The organism is Haloarcula amylolytica JCM 13557 (assembly GCF_000336615.1).
GTDB classification, from domain to species: domain Archaea; phylum Halobacteriota; class Halobacteria; order Halobacteriales; family Haloarculaceae; genus Haloarcula; species Haloarcula amylolytica.
Genome location: NZ_AOLW01000010.1, coordinates 71,610 through 90,710, shown reverse-complemented (window position 1 = coordinate 90,710; position 19,101 = coordinate 71,610). Strand labels below are relative to the sequence as shown.

21 protein-coding genes are annotated in these 19,101 nt (G+C 64.3%); 9 read left to right on the top strand and 12 right to left on the bottom strand.

The features are described 5' to 3' along the window. Window positions 1–26: 26 nt before the first annotated feature. Together C442_RS04015 and C442_RS04010 are read right to left on the bottom strand one after the other, a co-directional pair. Window positions 27–998 carry a phytoene/squalene synthase family protein gene (locus tag C442_RS04015; protein WP_008308030.1) on the bottom strand — a complete coding sequence of 324 codons (972 nt, stop codon included), beginning with the start codon at window positions 996–998 and terminating at the stop codon, window positions 27–29. Window positions 999–1,254: 256 nt separating this feature from the next. Further along, entirely contained in the window at window positions 1,255–2,835 is a 1,581-nt protein-coding gene (locus C442_RS04010; protein WP_008308028.1) for a bacterio-opsin activator domain-containing protein, read from the bottom strand. 128 nt (window positions 2,836–2,963) lie between these two features. On the opposite strand from C442_RS04010, the gene C442_RS04005 reads away from it, so the two are divergent. From C442_RS04005 to C442_RS03990, 4 genes are all read left to right on the top strand, one after another. Continuing rightward, window positions 2,964–3,248 (top strand): DUF7562 family protein, encoded by a 285-nt coding sequence (locus C442_RS04005; protein WP_008308025.1) that lies wholly within the window; start codon window positions 2,964–2,966, stop codon window positions 3,246–3,248. 66 nt (window positions 3,249–3,314) lie between these two features. Beyond that, window positions 3,315–4,688: an RNB domain-containing ribonuclease gene (locus tag C442_RS04000; protein WP_008308023.1), complete on the top strand. Its 1,374-nt coding sequence runs from the start codon at window positions 3,315–3,317 to the stop codon at window positions 4,686–4,688. Window positions 4,689–4,971: 283 nt separating this feature from the next. Next, a complete protein-coding gene (locus C442_RS03995) occupies window positions 4,972–5,712 on the top strand; it encodes an ABC transporter ATP-binding protein (protein ID WP_049942809.1) in 741 nt (246 codons plus the stop codon). After that, on the top strand, window positions 5,709–7,319 hold the full coding sequence (locus tag C442_RS03990) for a hypothetical protein (RefSeq protein ID WP_008308019.1): 1,611 nt from the start codon (window positions 5,709–5,711) through the stop codon (window positions 7,317–7,319). The genes C442_RS03995 and C442_RS03990 overlap by 4 nt, the downstream gene beginning before the upstream one ends. Here the strand turns inward: C442_RS03990 and C442_RS03985 are convergent. Continuing rightward, a complete protein-coding gene (locus tag C442_RS03985; protein ID WP_008308017.1) occupies window positions 7,316–7,918 on the bottom strand; it encodes a hypothetical protein in 603 nt (200 codons plus the stop codon). The two genes, C442_RS03990 and C442_RS03985, sit on opposite strands and share 4 nt — an antisense overlap. Window positions 7,919–7,988: 70 nt before the next feature. Here C442_RS03985 and C442_RS03980 point away from each other — a divergent pair, with 70 nt between their 5' ends. Next, window positions 7,989–9,167 carry an MBL fold metallo-hydrolase gene (locus C442_RS03980; protein WP_008308016.1) on the top strand — a complete coding sequence of 393 codons (1,179 nt, stop codon included), beginning with the start codon at window positions 7,989–7,991 and terminating at the stop codon, window positions 9,165–9,167. Between the two features lie 19 nt (window positions 9,168–9,186). On the opposite strand, the gene C442_RS03975 is transcribed toward C442_RS03980, so the two are convergent. The 4 genes from C442_RS03975 to C442_RS03960 form a co-directional block, all read right to left on the bottom strand. Then, on the bottom strand, window positions 9,187–9,480 hold the full coding sequence (locus C442_RS03975) for a DUF6432 family protein (protein WP_008308015.1): 294 nt from the start codon (window positions 9,478–9,480) through the stop codon (window positions 9,187–9,189). A gap of 166 nt (window positions 9,481–9,646) precedes the next feature. Continuing rightward, window positions 9,647–10,321 (bottom strand): hypothetical protein, encoded by a 675-nt coding sequence (locus C442_RS03970; protein WP_049942808.1) that lies wholly within the window; start codon window positions 10,319–10,321, stop codon window positions 9,647–9,649. Continuing rightward, complete coding sequence (locus C442_RS03965; RefSeq protein ID WP_049942807.1) at window positions 10,314–10,727, bottom strand: hypothetical protein; 414 nt, start codon at window positions 10,725–10,727, stop codon at window positions 10,314–10,316. The genes C442_RS03970 and C442_RS03965 overlap by 8 nt, the downstream gene beginning before the upstream one ends. A 60-nt stretch (window positions 10,728–10,787) precedes the next feature. Then, window positions 10,788–12,128 (bottom strand): PKD domain-containing protein, encoded by a 1,341-nt coding sequence (locus tag C442_RS03960; protein ID WP_008308013.1) that lies wholly within the window; start codon window positions 12,126–12,128, stop codon window positions 10,788–10,790. 148 nt (window positions 12,129–12,276) lie between these two features. Between C442_RS03960 and C442_RS03955 the strand changes: the two genes are divergently transcribed. Next, window positions 12,277–13,134, top strand: a complete 858-nt coding sequence (locus C442_RS03955; protein WP_008308011.1) for a DUF7093 family protein — start codon at window positions 12,277–12,279, stop codon at window positions 13,132–13,134. A 38-nt stretch (window positions 13,135–13,172) separates the two neighbouring features. Further along, window positions 13,173–13,565 (top strand): DUF5611 family protein, encoded by a 393-nt coding sequence (locus tag C442_RS03950; protein WP_008308010.1) that lies wholly within the window; start codon window positions 13,173–13,175, stop codon window positions 13,563–13,565. A 407-nt stretch (window positions 13,566–13,972) separates the two neighbouring features. Here C442_RS03950 and C442_RS03945 read toward each other — a convergent pair whose 3' ends face one another. The 3 genes from C442_RS03945 to C442_RS03935 all read right to left on the bottom strand — a co-directional run bounded on the left by C442_RS03945 (window position 13,973) and on the right by C442_RS03935 (window position 16,164). Next, window positions 13,973–14,740: an ABC transporter permease gene (locus C442_RS03945; RefSeq protein WP_008308008.1), complete on the bottom strand. Its 768-nt coding sequence runs from the start codon at window positions 14,738–14,740 to the stop codon at window positions 13,973–13,975. Then, window positions 14,737–15,681 (bottom strand): ABC transporter ATP-binding protein, encoded by a 945-nt coding sequence (locus C442_RS03940; protein ID WP_008308007.1) that lies wholly within the window; start codon window positions 15,679–15,681, stop codon window positions 14,737–14,739. Before C442_RS03940 ends, C442_RS03945 begins: the two co-directional genes overlap by 4 nt. A gap of 123 nt (window positions 15,682–15,804) precedes the next feature. After that, window positions 15,805–16,164, bottom strand: coding sequence for a cell division protein SepF (locus C442_RS03935; protein WP_008308005.1), 360 nt, complete (start codon window positions 16,162–16,164; stop codon window positions 15,805–15,807). Between the two features lie 144 nt (window positions 16,165–16,308). Between C442_RS03935 and C442_RS03930 the strand changes: the two genes are divergently transcribed. Next, the gene (locus C442_RS03930; protein WP_008308003.1) at window positions 16,309–16,728 is read left to right on the top strand and encodes a hypothetical protein; all 420 of its coding nucleotides are present in this window, start codon (window positions 16,309–16,311) and stop codon (window positions 16,726–16,728) included. Between the two features lie 26 nt (window positions 16,729–16,754). On the opposite strand, the gene C442_RS03925 is transcribed toward C442_RS03930, so the two are convergent. Next, window positions 16,755–17,279 (bottom strand): RNA-binding protein, encoded by a 525-nt coding sequence (locus tag C442_RS03925; RefSeq protein ID WP_008308000.1) that lies wholly within the window; start codon window positions 17,277–17,279, stop codon window positions 16,755–16,757. A 95-nt stretch (window positions 17,280–17,374) separates the two neighbouring features. On the opposite strand from C442_RS03925, the gene C442_RS03920 reads away from it, so the two are divergent. After that, window positions 17,375–18,286 carry a cobalamin-binding protein gene (locus C442_RS03920; protein ID WP_008307998.1) on the top strand — a complete coding sequence of 304 codons (912 nt, stop codon included), beginning with the start codon at window positions 17,375–17,377 and terminating at the stop codon, window positions 18,284–18,286. A gap of 24 nt (window positions 18,287–18,310) precedes the next feature. Here the strand turns inward: C442_RS03920 and C442_RS03915 are convergent, their stop codons facing one another. Continuing rightward, complete coding sequence (locus C442_RS03915) at window positions 18,311–19,069, bottom strand: alpha/beta fold hydrolase (protein ID WP_008307997.1); 759 nt, start codon at window positions 19,067–19,069, stop codon at window positions 18,311–18,313. Window positions 19,070–19,101: the final 32 nt, after the last annotated feature.

The window sequence follows — 19,101 nt, the reverse complement described above, 5'->3', positions numbered from 1 at the left end:
CAGAAACGATACCCGGTGCGTGGCTGTCATCCACGCCACGCGGGTTGCCCGTGGCCGTGGGCGTCCGTCGGCGTCTCGCCGGGGCCGCGCTCGGAGACAGCGCTCACGGTGTAGAACGTCGCTTCGGGGTCGCCGTTGCGCCGCCAGTGCCACCACGTACGGGCGAGCAACCACAGCCGGCGGCGGCGAGTGAGGTCCGGCGTCTCCGTCAGCACGTCGTAGCCACGGTCACGGATGAGTCGGTGGTGGTCAGCGTACAGGACCGCAGCCAGCAGCACGCCGAACTGGCAGTCCTCCGGGAGGTATCGGATGCCGGCCACGCCCTCGCGGTACAGTTCGTCGGTCCGGGCCAGTTCCTCCTGCATCACGGCACGGAAGGCGTCGTCGACCTCGGCGTCGGCCAGTTGCTCCTCGGTGACGCCGTGACGGTCGAGCGTCTCCTGTGGGAGGTACACCCGGCCGTAGTCGTGGATGTCCTCGCGGACGTCCCGCAGGAAGTTCGAGAGCTGGAACGCTTCGGCCAGCGCCGTCGCGTGGGGCAGGGCCTCCGCCTTCTGTGGCGGGTCCATCACCTCCGTCATCATGTGGCCGACAGCGACGGCAGAGCCGCCCATGTACTCACGGAGGTCCTCGAACGTCTCGTAGCGGGCCTGTGCGATGTCCATCTCCATCGCGTCGATGAAGACGTTGATCGTCTCCTCGGAGATGTCGTGACGCTCGGCCAGGTCCTGAAACGCCGCCATGACCGCCTCGTGGTCGGTTTCGGCCGGGTCGACGTTCCCGAGCGCGGCCTCGCGGATTACCTCCAGTTGCTCGTGCTGGACGGTCGGGGGCGGCCCGTCCGTCTGGTCGACGACCTCGTCCGCGACCCGGAAGAACGCGTACATGACGTAGGTCGGGTGGCGGATACGCTCCGGAAGCAGACGCGTCGCGAGGTGAAACGTCCGTCCGGTCTCCTGCTGTATCGATTTGCTGGTCTGGATGTTATCGGAGTGCATTGAAAGCTATCGGGCGGTCATTCGGCGGGCGATGCGTCGCGCGCTTGTCGGCAGGCTGTCCGTAATAGTTCGGTCGATCCGTGAGTGTGCCGCTGTCACGGGGGACTGTGTCCCGTCGGTTCGCCGGAGACAAACAGGACACTGGTTCTGTATCACTACATGTATATACGGTTGTTATCGGTATAAGCGGACTACCAAACTGCTTCGGGGATCGTGCCAGGAGTCCGCCGCAGGCGTAGGGATTCGCAAGCACTGGTTACCAGTTTTCGAACACTTCTTCCAGTAGCTTTCGCTCACCCGCACGGAGGTGCTGGTGGAACGTCGACGGGCAGATGTCCATCGACTCGGCCAGTTGCTCGCCGGAGACGTCGCGTGGCCAGTCGAAGAAGCCGCCGAGAAACCCCTTCCGAAGCGCCGTTAGCTGGCGGTTGGTCAACCGCTCTTCGACGTTTGCGATGAACGCCTGCCGGGAGACCGGCGGTTCGTCCCGTTCTCGCACGGAGAGCAGTTCCGTCTCCGGATACTGGCTGCGGACCTGCTCGACCACGCTTCGGGTCTCCATCGACGCCGGGAGCGTGACGGTGACTGTCGCCTTCCCTGGTTCGACCAGAATGTCGCCCGTCTGGGCCCCGCGGTCGGCGACGACCGAGACGACCGGCGGGTCCGACACGGTGAATTCGAACAGCGCCGACGAGTCCGCCATCGAGACGTGTGAGACGCCCGATACCTGCGGGTGGTCGGCGGCGACGGCACAGACAGCCGAGGGGTCGTCCGTCTCGACGAGGAAGAACATCACCGTCTCCTCGCCGTCGGGGACGCTCCCGCCGTACTCCATCGAGCAGCCGAGTTCGCTCGCCACGTCGATGTAGAACACGTCGGGGTCGGTGACCTGCAGTTCGAGTTCGGTGACGTTGTCGGCGGTCAACAGCCGGCTGGTCTCGCGGGCGTCGATGGCCGCCGCAGTCGCCCGGCCGATGGTCCCGAGCACGGCCTGTTCTCGGGGATCAAACACGTCGTCGCTGTCGGCGTAGACGGTGAGGACGCCGTACAGCGACTCGCCGGAGACGAGCGGGACTGCCGCGACCGACGCGACGTCGGAGTCGGCGAGTCGGCTGTGTTGCTCGTCGATGTCACCGGTCACGACCTGCATCTCCTCGGTTCGGGCCGCCTCCGCAACCGGGTCGTCGGCGTTAAGCGGGATGGACAGCGTTGTCGGGTGGTCGGCTGAGAGTGCCGTCGACGACAGCGTCTCGTCGCGTAGATCCAGTTCGGACACCCAGGCGAACTGGTAGGAGTCGACCTCGGCCAGCCGGTCACAGACGGTCTGCTGGATGGCCTCGCGCGAGTCGACGGTCAGTACGTCGCCCATCACCGCTTTCAGCAGCCCGTCGACCCGGTCGACGAGCTGTTTGAGGTTCTGGCGCTCGGCTTTGAGCTCCTCGCTGCGGCGCTCGGCCGCCAGTTCGGCGAGCTTCCGCTGGGTGATGTCGATGTGTGCGACGACCGCGCTCCCGGCCTCGTCGTCGGGGAGCGGTGCGACCCGCATCAGAAACCACTGCTTCTCCTCCGGGGAGTGACACGGGTACTCCATCGTGAACAGGTCCTGCTCACCGTCGATGACCGACTCGATGCCGCCGAGTGCCTGCCCGGCGTACTCGTCGGCGTCGATGTCGGTCGTCGCGAAGTAGTTCGTCCCCTCCATCTCCCCATCCTCGTCGCCCGCGAACTCCCGCCAGGCGCGGTTGGTAAACAGAATCGTCCCCTCGTCGTCGAGGACAGCGATATTGATGGGTAGCGTGTCCAACGTCGAGTGAGCGAGTGTCTCTGGTGGCTTCATTCAGTGTCCCTGGCTCCGAATAGCCGATACCCTGTGTAGTGGCGGCGGGTGAATAAACGTGTGGCCCGGAACGGGGAACTGTTGCCTGTGCGGAAAACTCTAAGCGCTGTCAGTCGCAACTGGTTCGTATGTTCGGGTCCCGGAACTCCCGGGCGGAGTCGGTCACCTGTATCGCGTGTGGGGAGTCCGTCTCGCGGTCCGAGGCCCGCGAGTACGACAAACACGGCGACCGGTGGGACCGCCGGAACAAGACGTTCGAACACCTCTGTAAAGCCTGTTTTGCCGACCTGTGCCAGCAGCCGCGGGACGGCCTCGAAACGACGCTCGACGCCGCCGGGGCCGGCGAGGCCGACCAAGAGACCTTCCTGAGACGGTTCCGAGAACTCTCCGAGGGCGACACGCACAGGGAATGAGACGGGGAAGTCACGGCCCAGTCCCACCCCGACAGCCCTAACTACGCCCTGTTCGTACCGGGTGACATGACTACAGAGGACGCGCAAGCGGCCGCCGGGACCGCCGAGGGGCAAGGCCCCGTCGAGATCGACCCGGAGATGGCCCGCCATCTGGAGAACAAGCGCGAGGAACTGTTCGAGAAGTTCGGCATCCCCGACGAATTCCCGCCCGAGGTACTGGAGGAGGCCAAAGAGCGCACGCAGGACGTGCAGGCCGAAATCGAGGACGAGGTCGACGAACGCGAAGACCTCCGTGAGATGACCACCTGGACGACCGACCCTATCGACGCCCAGGACTTCGACGACGCCATCTCCATCGAGGAGCGCGAGGACGAAATCGTCCTCTGGGTCCACATCGCCGACGTGACTCACTACGTCAACCCCGACACGAAGATGTGGGAGCAGGCCGTCGAGCGCGGGAACACTGTCTATCTCCCGGCCTACACCGTCCACATGCTGCCGCCCGTCCTCGCCGAGACCGTCTGCTCGCTGGTCCCCAACGAGGACCGGCTGGCCCACACCGTTGAGATGCACCTCGACAAGGAGAACCTCGGCTACGAGGAGATCAACATCTACAAGTCCGTCATCCGCAGCGACGCCCGGCTGACCTACACCGAGGCCGAGCGCCTGCTGGACGAGCCGGAGACCGCAGAAGACGTGCTGGAAGACCAGAGCGTCGACCTCGCGGAGAAAACCGAGCGCGTCTGGGAACTGGCCGACCGGATGCACGAGCAGCGCAAGGAGGAGGGCTCGCTCGTCCTCAACCCCGCCCGGGACCGCGCCCACACCATCATCGAGGAGTGTATGCTGAAGGCTAACAAGGCCGTCACGCACGAGCTGATGTGGAACCGCGGCGTCGAGGCGATGTACCGCGTCCACCCGCAGCCCAGCCCCGACGAGTGGGACGAGGCGCTGGTCGAGATTCAGGAACTCGACGGCGTCTCTATCCCCGGCGACGCCTGGGACGACCCGCGGAAGGCCGTCAACGCGACACTCGAACAGGCCCCCGGTCGCCAGCTCGACAAGATTCAGTGGGCCGTGATGAAGGTGATGCCGCGCGCGAAGTACATGAACGACCCCTTCGGCGGCCACCACGCCCTGAACTTCGAGATTTACGGTCACTTCACCTCGCCGATTCGCCGCCTCTCGGACCTCATCAACCACTGGATTGTCTACACTAACGACGTGCCCGAGGACCTCATCGCGCTGTGTGACCGCGCCAGCGACCGCCAGAAGGACGCCGAGCAGTGCGAGCGCGAGTACAAGAACTTCCTGCAGGAGGTCGGGCTCGACCCGTCGGCGGTGAACAACCGCGGCATCGAAGTGGTGGAGAATCCTGACGACGATGGCGAGGATGAAGACGCTGAAGCCGATGCCGCCGACGCAGCCGTTGAAGAGTAACGGCTAGCTAAAGTATCGGGTTCTGTTGTGCATGGTTCTGCAGCTACGGCCGTCGGGAGCCAGAAAGCCCCGGCTGGGTGGGACTGAAAGGGGCCGTGCTATCGGCGAACTCCGACGACGCAAGCACGCGAAGCGCGCGCAGCGAGGCGCAGGAGCCGATAGCGCGGGGGCTTTCTGGCTGTTCAAATACCACCACAAAGCCGTAGCAGCACCAAACAACCATCCCAGAGAGTCGCGCATAGCAACAGCAAGACCTTTTCACAATCGGTGCGGCACTGCCCGTATGTGCCCTCCAGCACCCGCAATCGTCACCGAGGGATTGACGAAGCGCTACAGCGGCGTCTCGGCGATAGCGGACCTCGACCTCACAGTCCCGCGCGGGACGGTCTTCGGCTTCCTCGGCCCTAACGGCGCGGGCAAGACCTCGACGATTCGCATCCTGACGACGTTGACGAACCCGACAAGCGGCACCGCCCGAGTCGCGGGCGAGTCGGTCGCCGACCGCGCCGCGGTGGTCGAACACATCGGCTTCCTCCCCGAGGAACCGCCGCTGTACGACGAACTCACCGGCCGGGAGCAACTGGAGTACGTCGCCGGCCTGCGCGGCCACGAGGACTGGGACCGTGTGGAATCGCTGCTCGACCGGTTCGACCTCGACGGGGACGCCGACCGGCGCGTCGAGACGTACTCGAAGGGAATGAAACAGAAGCTCGGCCTCGTCCAGGCGCTGTTGCACGAGCCGGAGGTTCTCTTTCTGGACGAACCCACCTCAGGGCTGGACCCGCGGGCCGCCCGGACAGTGCGTGACACCATCAGCGAAGTCGCGGCCGCTGACACGACGGTCTTTCTCTCGACGCATATCCTGCCCGTCGTCGAGGAGCTGGCCGACACCGTCGGCGTCCTGTACGACGGGGACCTCGTCGCGGAAGGGGCTCCCGACGACCTGACCGGCAGCGTCGAGTCCGGAAGCACGCTCGAAGACGTGTTCCTCGACGTAACCAGCGAGCGCCCGGGAGAGCGATGAGACGGCCGGACGGACGGCGGACGCGGCTGATAGCGCGGACGGAGCTGCGGCGCACCTGGCGCAAGCTCATGGGCACGACGCGCGGGACGCTCCTACTGCTCGGCGGCGGGTTGGGCATCCTCATATACAGTCTCGCTATCGGCGCAGGGGCGTTCTTTCTCGGCGGCTTCCTCGCCGACAGCGACCCCCACACCGTCAGGCTTGCGACGACGGCGGGTATCGTCGGACTGCTCGGCCTCGTCGGCTTCTTCACGCTTCAGCATACGGTGAAGTCGGCCGGCGAGCCCGACGCCGCTGACGGCCTGCTGACGACGGTCCCCTACGAGGACGCGGCGGCCGGGCTGTTGGCCGCTGAGGCTGGTCGCGTGTCGCTCGCGCTCGCCATCCCGATTCTGGCGCTGGTGGGCGGGCTCGCGGCCGGTGATGCCGGGGTGCTCGTCGCAGCCGTGGCCCTCGTCGGGTCGGTCGCGGTCGCCTTGCTGGGGACGGTTCTCGGCTTCGGCCTGGGGCTGGTGACGAAACTGGTGGCGAACCGCTCGGCCTTCGTCGCCAGTCACCGTGCGAGCGTCGGAGCTGCTGTCTCGCTCATCCTGCCGCTTGGCTGGGTCGCAATGACGGCCGTCCCGACAGTACAGCTTCGCGTGCTCCAGTTGGCGACCCAGTCCCCGCTCTCGTGGCCCGCCGATGTCGTCCTGCTCGTACTGGGAACCGGCGGCAATCCGGTCACTGCCGCCGTCGCCACAGCGGGGATTTTCGGCGCGCTCCCGGTCGGCGCGGTTGCGTGTCTGTGGCTGGCCGGGCGGGCCTGGTATACCGATCCGGTCCAGCCCGACCACGAGTTCGACGCCGACGAACGAACGCTTTCAGACCGCCTGCTGGCGGGGCGGGTCCCAACCGCGACCCGTGTAGTCGCACAGAAGTCGTGGCTCCGAGCCAAGCGAGCCCCCGTCACCGTCCAGTTCGCAGTCATGCCGTTCTTCTTTCTGGTGTATCACCTCCAGATTGTCATTCTGGAACGGGTAGTGCCGCCGACGCTCCCGCTCAGCGCCGGCCTCGCCAGCGCGGCGGCGTTCGGGGCCGCGTTCTCGCTCAACCCGCTCGGCGGCGAGGAGGGCGTGCTGCCGCTGACACTGACCGCCAACGTCTCCGGCCGGGCCTTCGTCACCGGACTCGTCCTCGCGGGCGCACTCCCCGGCGTCGTGGTGACGACGCTACTGGTCGTCGGCCTCGGCGTCGCGGCCGGGACACCGCCAGTCACGCTCGCCGCCGGACTCACACTCGCACTCGTGGCAACCCTCGCCGCGCCGGCCATCGCCGTCGGAACCGGCGTCGTGTTTCCGAAGTTCGAGTCGTCGTCAGTACAGGGCCGGGAAGTGGTGGTTCCGAGCGGCTGGGCGTTCGGGCTGTACTTCCTCGTCCTCGGCGTGGCCGTCGTGCCAGGAAGCCTGGCGTACCTGCTCGCCGTTCGCGGCCTGTTCGCGATACCATTCGGTGTGACGTGGCTCCTCAGCGGGGGACTGGTGGCGAGCGTCGGGATCGCCGTCGCTGGCGCTGTCGCCGGGTTCCTCTATGCCGCCAACCGCGTGGCGACCTACCGACTCGACTAGCAGATGGGCTTCGGGTCCAGTCCCATCGCCTCCAGCGTTTCCGCGTAGTCGGCGTACGCCGCGTCGATGGCTTCGGTCGCAGCCGCCGCTGCCGTCTCGCGCTCGGATTCCGGGAGGTTTCCGAGAGCGGCCTCCCCGTCATCGAGCGCTGCCGCTTCCTGTCGAACCTCGCGGAACGTATCGGCCCGCTGTTCGGCCGCCTCGTTGATGAAGAAGCTCACTACCTGCAGGTAGAACCGGTCGGCGACCAGCGGCGCGGCGACGAGGCCGGCCCCGACGCGCCGCGCAGTCCCACTGACGGTTTCGAGGTGATCAATGAACCCATCGGAGTTCCCAGCGTCTGCGTCGATACGGTCCGCCCGCTCGGCCGCGGCCTCGGCGGCTGCCTCGAACTGCGTCGCCACGTCGCTATCAGTCTCGGCAGCCCACCGGTCGAGGATATCTGCGAGTCCTGACTCGCGGGTCGCCGCTGCTGTGAGCACCGCCTCCGTCTCCAGCGTCGCATCTGTCGCTGCGATAAGCACCTTGTCCGAGCCCAGCCTGTCTCGCTCTGTCTCGGTCTGGTCACGGACGGCGTCGATAGTGGCTCCAGCGTCCATACGTCCGCTGGGCGCGGCAGGGGCTTGAAATCCCCGCCCGATTTATCCGCCGGGCAGCGCTACAGTCGGTATGGCCGAGGACTACCCTGACCCGCCGACGGACCCGCCGTCACTATCGGCAGCGGCGTTGCAGGCGAAACTGGACGCCGGCAAGTCGCTCCGGTTGCTCGACGTTCGCAACCGCGACGAGTACGAGCAGTGGCGGATTCGCGGCGCGTCGGTGACGGCGACACAGCTCCCCTTTACGAAGTTCCTCCAGGCGAAGGTGACCGGCGAAGTAGACGACGTCGTCGGCGACGTGGCCGGCACCGGCCCGATAACGGTCGTCTGTGGCCGCGGCGAGGCCAGCGCCTTCGTCGCCGGACTGCTGACTGAACACGGCGTGGAGGCGCAGAACCTCAGCGACGGCATGGAGGGGTGGGCACGGCTCTACGAGGCCCGCGAGATTCCCTGCGACGCCGCAACCGTCCTCCAGTACCGCCGGCCGTCGTCCGGCTGTCTCGGCTACATGGTCGTCAGCGACGGCTCGGCCGCTGTCGTCGACCCGCTGCGGGCGTTCACCGACCGGTACGTCGCCGACGCCGCCGACCACGACGCCTCGCTCACCCACGCTATCGACACGCACGTCCACGCCGACCACGTCAGCGGCGTCCGCCGCCTCGCCGCAGAGACCGGTGCGGAACCGGTTCTCTCCGAGCGGGCAGTCGCCCGCGGCGTCGAGGACGTGACTGCACTGGCCGACGACGAAACGCTCGATGTCGGGTCGGCCACACTGGAGCCTCGCCCCCTGCCTGGCCACACGACCGGCATGACCGGCTTCACTATCGGCGACGTGCTCCTGGCCGGCGACAGCGTCTTCCTCGACAGCGTCGCCCGCCCGGACCTCGAAGCCGGGGCCGACGGCGCTCGCGACCTCGCCCGCGACCTCCATCGCACGCTGACCGACCGACTTGCGGCGCTACCCGATGAGACGCTCGTCGCCCCGGGCCACTACAGCGGACCGACGACACCGGCTGACGACGGTACGTTCACGGCTACCCTGGGTACTCTCCGCGACCGGCTCCCGGGGTTCGCGATGGACCGCGAGTCGTTCGTCGAGTACGTCTGTGACGACATCCCGCCGCGCCCCGCCAACTTCGAGCGGATTATCGCCATCAATCTCGGAACGGAGACGGCCGACGACGACACCGCGTTCGAACTCGAACTCGGCCCGAACAACTGCGCGGCCGCGCCGTCGGACGCGGTGTGACACCGCCGCGAGACAGCAGCTACAACGGGAGTCGCTTGCGGATCTGATCGAGAATCGATTCGTCTTCGTCCGGCTGTGATTCCCCCACCACGCCCTCGCCCGGGAGAATGACGGTTCGCTCCCCGTTGTCCTCGACCTCGATGAGGCCGTCCGCCTTGAGAGCCGCGAGCGCGTCCTCGATACGGTCGATATTCTCTTCCGTCCGCGACCGAAGCTCGAAGACGGTCATCCCCTCATCGCGGCGGTCCGCGAGCGCATCGAGCACCGCAACCTCTGTGTCGTCCCGGTCGCGATACTCCGGCTTCGCTCTCATATGTCCCTCTAAAACCGGCTGGGTCTAATCTTTGTCCCTCGTGAATCTAATCTGGGAACCTGATCCGACGTGTTATAAACTTCTGAACCGGTAAGGTAGACCCCTGATCGAAGCGGTCGTCAGCGACAAACTCGCTGTGACTTATGATTCCGAACCGAGTGATTCGCTACCGTCCCTTTTCATGGTAAGCTGGCCCCTCTTCAGTGGTAGAGCCATACTTTGCCATGAAGACTTGGAGCGACCATTCGTCGGTATAGTACTTGTACGCCCAAATATATTTGATGTGAGTTGTTTCAAACACCCCGCCGTCTTCCGTAACAAACGTTACATTGACCGTATCAGGAATGTACGTGTGGTCCCGGTCTGGAAGGTGGTCATCATTATTGTTATAGTCTTCTACAATGGCATAATACTTCCAGAGCGGGTTTAGCCGGTCATTTCGGGTCTTAGTGAAGTTTGTGGTGTCACGCATTTCAACCGTTATGTGGTATGAGTCATTGTCAGGGAAGGCCTCCATCTCGACAGAACGGTTCTCCTCATCTGCATCGTATAGATACTGCATGTTCTCATCGAATTCCTCAAACTTCTCTGCCTTGCTGAGATCGCCTTCAGTAGTAGATTCGGTTTCCGTTTCAGTTCCTTTGGTAGCTACTGGCGTACTCTCGGTTTCCGTTGGCTCAGGTGTTTGGGTCTCAATACTCTCTGGCGTGGGTTCTGGCGTCTCCGTCGGCGAAACTGTCTCTTCGGCTGGCCCGCTGCCTCCCGCGAACGCAGAGCAGCCGGCAGAGATAATTAAGAGAGCAATGGCGACAGAGCTAACGATAGTTCTAGTCTCACTCATCGTTTTGGGTCTCATTGTTGAGGTCTGTTTCCTTGTTTTCTTTTTCAGTAGGTGGGAGATTCAGAGTTGCAGTCAGGTTTGGCGTTGGTTCTGGTAACGTGCCAGTTGCTGATCCGTCGCCGTCCACTCCCGCAGATGGTGAATCATGTACAGTCTCGCCACCGGCGCTCAAAAATGTGATTCCGCGGACAAGGACGGTGAAGACAGCCACGTAGGCGAACGCAGTCAAGATGCTAACGTACCCCTCTCCGGACTGGATTCCGGGCATCGGTGATTCCTTATTTGCATACCAATGGGCGTCCGTCCACATCATAAGCGGAGTGGTGACTGTGGGTAAGAGAGTGCCTGCAACCGTCGCTAACAGGCAGGCGACTACCTCTTGTGTACTATTCTTTACATAAATCATATTTAGAATTTATTTATTGTCATCTATAAGTTTTAATTCCGAAGTCAGATCTGAAATCTGTTACCAAAAACTCCACCCTCCGCTACCGTCGCCGCCACTGTCATCGTCATCGTCGCTACCGCCTCCGAACCAACTCCCGGTGTCACCGTCGTCATCACCACCGCTGTCCTCATCATCGTCATCACCGCCACCGATTATGCCGTCAAGGAGACCTCCCTGATCATCGTTATCACTGCCACCACTACCATCATCGTTACCGTTGCTATCATCATCGTCACTACTACTGCCGTCATCGTCATCGTATGACCAGTCATATCCACCGTTGTCATCGTCGCCACCGTCCTCATCGTCGTCATCGTCTCCGCTATCTGGGTTCATCAGGTTATTTGGCACGCTGGATGCTGGACGAGTACTACGACTCTCATCGCTGGAATCGTCGTCATTGTAACTGCCGCCATTATCAACATCAATGAAACCGTCCTGATTCTCTTCCTGTTCCTTTATATCGTCTTTTCGTTCATCGACAGTCTCCTTACTGAACGTGCCTCCGTAACCGTCCTCGGAGTACTTGTTCATGTTCTCTTCATCGATGATCTTGGTGAGTTCATTATCCACGTACACCCACAGGCCGTCCCGGCCGTCAGTGTCGACGATGGTGTCGCCGATAGTCATCGCGGCCGAAGTACAGCCCTTGTTCTGCCCGTCGACGTAGTAGCTTCCGCTACCACCCGGGCAATTACTGCCGCCGCCACCGTTGCCGGACGAGTCGGCGACCTGAACCGTTCGATTGGCGACGCCACGCCGTCCAGCGGCATCGTAGGCGACCGCACGGACGGACACGGAGCCGGACTGGTTGAATGTGTGCGTAATGGTCGCGGTCCCGTTCTCACCGGCGAGTCGCGTCTGGTTTTGGGCGGTGCCGTTGACGACCCAGGCGAGCGTTCGGAGGTCGGCATCACCGGCGGTCGCGTTTGCAGTTAGATTCCGCTGGAGGCCAACGGGAACCGCGGGCGGGGCCGACATCGAGACTGACGGCCCACCGGCGGCCACCACATCGACGTGGAGCGTGTCCGAGCGCGACGCTCCGTCGTCATCAGTAACCGTGACAGTGACGTTGTACTGGCCGGTCTCGGCCGGCGAGAACGTCGTCTGAACGCAGGTCTGGCAGTCAGGCGTGCGCGTCGTGCCGTCCGGCGTTTCGATGGACCACTCGACCCTCTCAATTGTGCCGTCGGGGTCGCGCGAGCCGTTGGCGTCCAACTGGACCGTCGTCTCTCGCTCGACGGACTGGTCCAGTCCGGCGTCGGCAAGCGGTGGCTGGTTCTCGGCCGCCACCGCTGTCCCGCCGAGAAGCGCCGAGAGGGCGAGGACCGACACCACGAGTGTCGTCGTCCGCTGCATTGGCGTAGCGTAGGGCCGGTATCGGTTATAAAATTTCACAATTCAGGCTGAAATTAATATAGCAGCGTCGTGAAACAGGTAGCGCTCTGTCACGAATGGTCGAGCTAACGGGCAGGGTTTAAGTACGCCACGGTGGGAAGTTCTGGCAATGGGTCTCAAATGTTCCGTCCTCGGGCACAAGTACGGTGAGACCACCGTCGAGCGCGAGCGCGAAGAGCAGGGTAGCGAAGTCGTCATCACCATCCAGGAACGGGAGACCTGTGAGCGGTGTGGAAATACGCGGATCGTCTCGGAGAACAAGGAGGTCACGGCAATCGAGACGCCGTCGGACATCGCCAGCGATCTCGTCGAAGACGAGTCCGAATCCGAAACGTCCGAATCCGAGTCACCGCCGGAAGACGAACCTGCTGACAGCGTGGCCGAACCCACAGACGAGGAATCGGAGCGCTCGGGTGGCTGGGATAGCGTCGACGACCCGGTCGAAGCACCGGACGATGCAGGAATCGGCGACGAAAGCGTAGACGCCGGGGAACCGGTCGATCCGTCGGCTGACGACGCTGAGATTATCGACGACAGTGACGATGGCGAGGAGGAAAGCGGCGACGTGGAACTGGACGAGCCGACGACGACGGTCGACGTCCCGGACGCCGAAGGCGAGGAACCGGTGACCGAGGACGAGACCGACCCGGAGAAAGACGACGGGCTCATTCTCGGCGAGGAAGAGGAATCGGAGTCGGCCGGCGACGACCGCCAGCCCGGTGAGTGGCCCGATGAACCGGGGGACGACGGGGACGGCTGGTCGCCGGAGACGATGCCGGTCGATACCGGAACGGACGACGATTCGAGCGTCGAACCGACCAGCGACAGCGCCGTGACGGTTCCGGAAGGCGAGTTCGCCTGTCCGGAGTGTGGATTCACCACCGAGGTGGAATCGACGTCGTTGCGCGCTGGGGACTTCTGTCCGGAGTGTCACAAGGGGTCACTTATCACCCGGGACGAGGAGTGAACGCAAAGGGTAAGACAGCCCCTCGCAAAAACTCGCCCATGCGAGAGTACAAGATGCGACGGGGCGAGCATCTCGAAGACCGCGTCCCAGACATGGAAGCGTTCGTCGAGGAATACTTCGGCGAAGTAACGGATACAGAAGAGTACGAAGGCAACGACTTGCTGGTCGTCGACGACCCCGACAACCCCGTGTTCGACCGGGTCGTCGCGGGCCGCGTCGAGTACGGCTCGAAGAAAGACAAGATCGCACTCCACATCGACGAGCGACCGGCAGAGGACGTCATCGCCGAGGGCAACGTTGACGCGGCCGAGGACGCCGTCGCTATCAAGAACGATTTCCTGGAGGAGGCAACCGACCGCGACGCGAAGGCGCGGCGCGACTCGCTGAAGCGCTCGGTCGAGGACGACGCCGACGCCCCGGACAACGTCTAACGACGGGCGTCGGGCGCACGCAGTCCGTGAGTACCGGCAGGCTGGTACTGCGTATCGGTTCGACACGGCCCGCGTAGCCATCCGGGAGTTCTTCGATATCGACACTGAGTACCGCCAGTATCACGCAGCGTCAGACGGGCGTCACATCTAAATACGCTTGTGGCATAGGTTCACATACGCCTCACCCGGAGGCGCGCACAAGTATCCGGGGCACGAGACACCCCTCGTGTTGCCACGGAGCCAGCTCCGGGGCAGCCTGTCATAGTTTGTCCGCCCGCCGGAGCGGACCCAATCCGGCATTCGAGCGCGGCCAGGCCAGTTACCGAGCCGGCATTCCCGTTTTATCGGCGCGATATCGACGACAAAATGCAGCCGTTGATCGGAAAGATTCGAGAGTCAGAACGGCGCTACTCGGCGAGCCCGTAACCGCGCTTGAACAGCACGTAGTCGATTGACAGCACGACCACGGTCGTCCCGGTCAGGACGGCCAGCGACGTGTTCGGGTCGATTTCGGTGACGCCGATCATGCCGTAGCGAACGCCGTTGACCATGTACACCATGGGATTGAGCAGCGAGACGTTCCGCCAGAACGCCGGCAGGACTTCGAGCGAGTAGAACACCGCGCCGAAAAAGACCAGCGGCCGGAGGATGAACTGGTTCATCACCGTGAGGTAGTCGAAGTCGCTCGCCCAGAGGCCGCCGATGACGCCGAGGCCGCCGAACAGCGTGGTAATCACCAGCAGGAACGAAACGAGATACACGGGGTTGGCGACAGGGACGGAGGTGAACACCAGTCCCACGCCGACGATCAGCAGCGACGTGACGACCCCCCGGAGTGCGCTGGCCGAGACATAGGCGGCCACCATGCTCCGGTTCGACATCGGGGAGGTGAGGACCGCCTGGATGTAGTCGTTCCAGCGCCCGTGGAAGATAGTGAAGGAGGCGTTCTCGAAACTGTCCGAGATGGCCCCGAGTACGACCAGTCCGGGCAGGACGAACTGGAGGTAGCTCACGCCCGCAATTTCCCCAATCCGGCTCCCCAGAATCACGCCGAACACGGAGAAATACAGCGCGTTCGTGATAATCGGCGGGAGGAACGTGTTGTACGGCCGGCGGACGAACCGGAGTATCTCCCGGCGGACCAGCGTCAGGAACTGGGTCGCGTTCGCGTTCATGCGGACACCTCCGCGTACTCGCGGTCGTCGCGGGTCATGTCGACAAACACCTCTTCGAGCGACGCGCGGCGGATCTCCAGCGAGGTGACGGTGTGGCCCTGTGCTTCGAGTTCGCGCATTATCGCCGGCGCGGTCTGGCTCCCGCCCATCGCGGTGACGGCCAGCCCTTCGTCGGTCAGTTCGACGTCGGTGATCCCCTCCACGTCGAGTCGCGGGGCCGTCCGCGGCATCTCGGCGAGTTCGAGGACGATAGTGTCGGTGCCACGGGCCATCAGGTCGTCGGGAGTCGCCACCTCGACCTTCTGTCCGTCGTCCATGATCGCGACCCGGTCACAGAGGCGTTCGGCCTCCTCGATGTAGTGCGTCGTCAGCAGAATCGTTGTCCCGGCGTCGTTCATTCGGTTGATAATCTCCCAGAGGTCGTGGCGGAGCTGGACGTCCACGCCCGCCGTCGGCTCGTCGAGGATGAGCAGATCCGGATCGGAAACCAGCGCACGCGCAAGGACGAACCGGCGTTTCATCCCGCCGGAGAGCCAGTCGAAGCGCGTGTCGCGTTTGTCCCAGATCCCGACCGTCTTCAGCGCGTCTTCGGCGCGCTCTTGGGCCTCGGCCCGACCGATTCCGTGGTAGCCGGCCTTGTGTTCCAGCACCTCGATGATGGGGAAGAAACGGTCGACGTTGAACTCCTGTGGCGCGACGCCGATGCGGTCGCGGGCCTCCCGGTAGTCCTCTTCCACGTCGAAGCCGAACACTTCGGCGGTCCCCTGGTCCTTGTGGACGAGGCCGACCAGCGTGTTGATGAACGTTGTCTTGCCGGCCCCGTTCGGCCCGAGCAGCCCGAAGAACTCGCCTTGCTCTACTGTCAATTCTAGGTCGTCGAGCGCCTGGACGTCGCCGTAACGCTTCTGTAATCCACTGGCGCGTATCGCCGGTTCAGTCATTGCCGCTCTTAACGTGGCGACACCGAAAAACGCATTGAAGCCCCCGAAAACCGGCAGTTAGACTGATACAAGCTGACAAGATCGACCGAACGGCGAGGTCCCGTCGGCCGGGCTGTCACAATCCTACTGACCGAGGCGTTCCCGGGAGATGCCGACGCCAGCCGGCGTGATGATGAGCTGGTCGTCGTCCTTCTGGACGATGTCGCCGCCGACCTCGTTGGCGACCTGCTTGAGTTCGTCGCTGATGTGTTCCATCGTGCGGTCCTGCGTGGAGTGGCGCGTGATGTCCGCGACGACCACGTCACCGTCGTAGACGGCGTCTTTGATGTCGATGACGTCCTGCTTGTCGCTGATACGGGCGATCCGGACCTGGCGTTCGAGTTCCGTCCCGGTCATCTCGAATTCGTTCGCGTCCAGTTCGACGTAATCCTCGGTGTTCCGAGAGGATCCAGACTCCCCGAGGATCTTGCTCATCAGTCCCATGTCACTCACGGCGTGCGCTACCCGTTTCAACTTTTCGTCCATCGAACGTATCGCCACAGCACACCCTGATCAGCCGTGGTGACGATCAGGAACAGCGTGTACTGCACAAGACGTTATTCAGTGGCGGAACAAACACCGGAAACGATGCGCCCGCCCTCCATCAGGAAAACTCCCCTCACCGTCACGGCAGTCGGTGGTGTCCTTTATGCCGTCGCTGTGCTGTCGTGGCTGTTTGCGAACGGCGTCCACTTCGCGTCGCAGGACCCGACGACATTCGCGTTCGGGGCCGGCTACGCCGCCGTTGGGATGGTCCTCGTAGCCGCTGTCCCGCTGTATCTCTGTAGCCGCCTCTCACTCGTCACGCCGGTGCTCATGACACTCTGGCTGCTCGGCAACACTGTGTCTCAGTGGCTGTACGGGACGCATCTCCACCCGCTGTCGTCGTATCTCACCGTCTGGCCCCTGCTGCTCGGGGTGGCCGTGGGCGCTGGCGTGGTCGAAGCGGTGGTCAGAATCGGCATAGACCGTACCCTCGACCGGTCCGGGCTTCGGCCGCTGGTGTGACTGGAGTGCGATATCGGTGGACTGCGCTACACCGAGAACTCGAACAGGTCGTCGCCGACGTGGTGGAGCGACTTGACGACTTTCCCGCTGTCGCCGACCATGTCGTCGCCGCTGGTCTGTGCGCGGCCGACGGCGAGGAACTTCCCGTGGGACTCCTCGTTGATGACGACCAGATCGCCCTCGCTGATGTCGTCGTCGGCCTCGGTGATGCCCGGCCGCATGATGTCAGCGCCGTCCGAGACAAAGGAGACGGCCCCGGCGTCGACGGTGACGACGTGTTTCTGTGGCGGATGCTGATTGGCACCTTGTACTGTGAGGAACGGTTCTTTCTCGGCGGCTTCGCCGCCTCCATCCGAGGGACGGGGTCCCTCGCGATCCAGATAAAGCACGAGCGGGTCGCCATCGACGAGGACGACGTCCCAGTCGCTGTCGTCGAACTCGACCTTCTCGAAGCTGTCCGCATCGAGTTCGACACCGAGGTTGTCCGACAGCGCCGTCGTGATGGTGTCGACCTCGTCCGAACGGAGGTGGTGTCGCGACTTGACTTCCATACCCGCGTCTCCTCGGCGACAGAGGGTAAGCGTAACGAACCGTGCGGACGGTGTGGCGGACGCAGGTTTTTGTCCGCGCGGGCCAAGGTCGGGGTATGCGAGTCGTCACGCTGCTGCCCTCGGCGACGGAAATCGTCTACGCGCTCGGCGTGGAGCCGGTCGGTGTCTCACACGAGTGCGACTATCCGCCGGCGGCCCGCGAGAAGCCGTCGGTCAATCGCTCGCGCGTCGACCCGACGGCGTCGAGCGGCGAGATCAACGAGCAAGTCGCGGCTGCCGAGGAGAGCGGCGGCGTCTACGCTATCGACCGCGAGACGCTCGCGGAACTGGACCCCGACCTCGTCGTCACCCAGGGCGTCTGTGACGTCTGCGCCGTCGACCACGTCATCGTCGCCGAGGCCGTCGAGGAACTGGGACTGGACGCCGACGTGCTGACGCTGGACGTCCACAGTCTCGACGACCTGTTCGAGTCCATCCACCGAGTCGGTGCGGCGGTCGGGCGCGACGACCGCGCCGCAGACCTCGTCGCGGACCTCCGGGACCGCGTCGCGGCGGTCGAAACCACGGCGGCGCGAGCCGAGACGACGCCCCGCGTAGCGGTGCTCGACTGGCTCGACCCGGTGATGGTCGGCGGGCACTGGGTGCCCGAAATGGTCCGGAAAGCCGGCGGCACCTACGGCATGGAAGAGGCGGGCGCTCACTCCCGGCCCCGCGAGTGGGAGGAGGTCGTCGACTACGACCCCGAGGTGCTGGTGGCCGCGCCCTGTGGCTTCGACGTGGCACAGACCCGCGAGAACCTCGCCGACCTGACTGAGCGGCCCGGGTTCGACGACCTGACCGCGGTCCGGGACGGCCGGGCGTACGTAATGGATGGCCACCACTACGTGAATCGGTCGGGGCCGCGCCTCGTGGACACGCTTGAGTTCCTGGCGGCGCTGTGTCACCCGGACCTGTTCGAAACGCCGCCGAAAGATGTGGTTGTAGACCTGCCGGCGCTCCGGGCGTAAACTGTCAGGGCACCGAACGCGGCATCAGCGGTCGGGGAGGAACGAGCGAACCGCCGCGCCGGCCTTTTCCAGGGCTCGCCAGACGCCGACATGGCCGACATCGGATAGTTCGACGACCGAGGCAGCGCTCATCGCGCCGTCGATTGCCCGAATCCCGTCGCGGAGATATGCCGGACTCTCGGACCCAGCAAGGAGTAGCGTGGATGCATCGACCGTGAGCGAGTCCGGGAGTTCGTAGGACCCGACGACTGCGCTCTCTCGGACGACCGTCTCGGCCAGCGGCGCACGCTCGGCGGTAGGCCACTGCGAGGGGTCGCCGCTGGTGCTCGTCTCGCGGAAGAACGCCTCGATGACGGCTTCGCGGTCGCCCGCGTCGAGGTGGTCCCGGAGCCGTGGCGTGAGCGGAGTCCCGTCGCGGTGCTGGCCGACCAGTATCGCCGGTTCGTACAGAATTAGCTGCGCGATATCGGACTCTCTGGCGGCTTCCAGCGCACAGAGCCCCCCGAAGGAGTGGCCGAACAGCACTGGGTCATCCGGGAGCGAATCGACCAGCGCGACCACGTCGTCGACCTCGCGGGCGAGCGAGTGGTCGTCGCCGTCGCCGCTCTCGCCTCGGCCCCGTCGGTCCATCGCGACGGGCGTGTAGCCGTCAGGTAACTGAGAGCGAAACCGGTCCCAGACCGCCGACGTTCCGGTCGTTCCATGCACCAGCACGACCGGCGTGCCGTCACCGGGGCGGTCGTACGCGATGGCGGTCCCGTCGGGTGCCGTGAGCGTATCCATCGGACCGCATACTCCGTACGGCGGTTGATAAA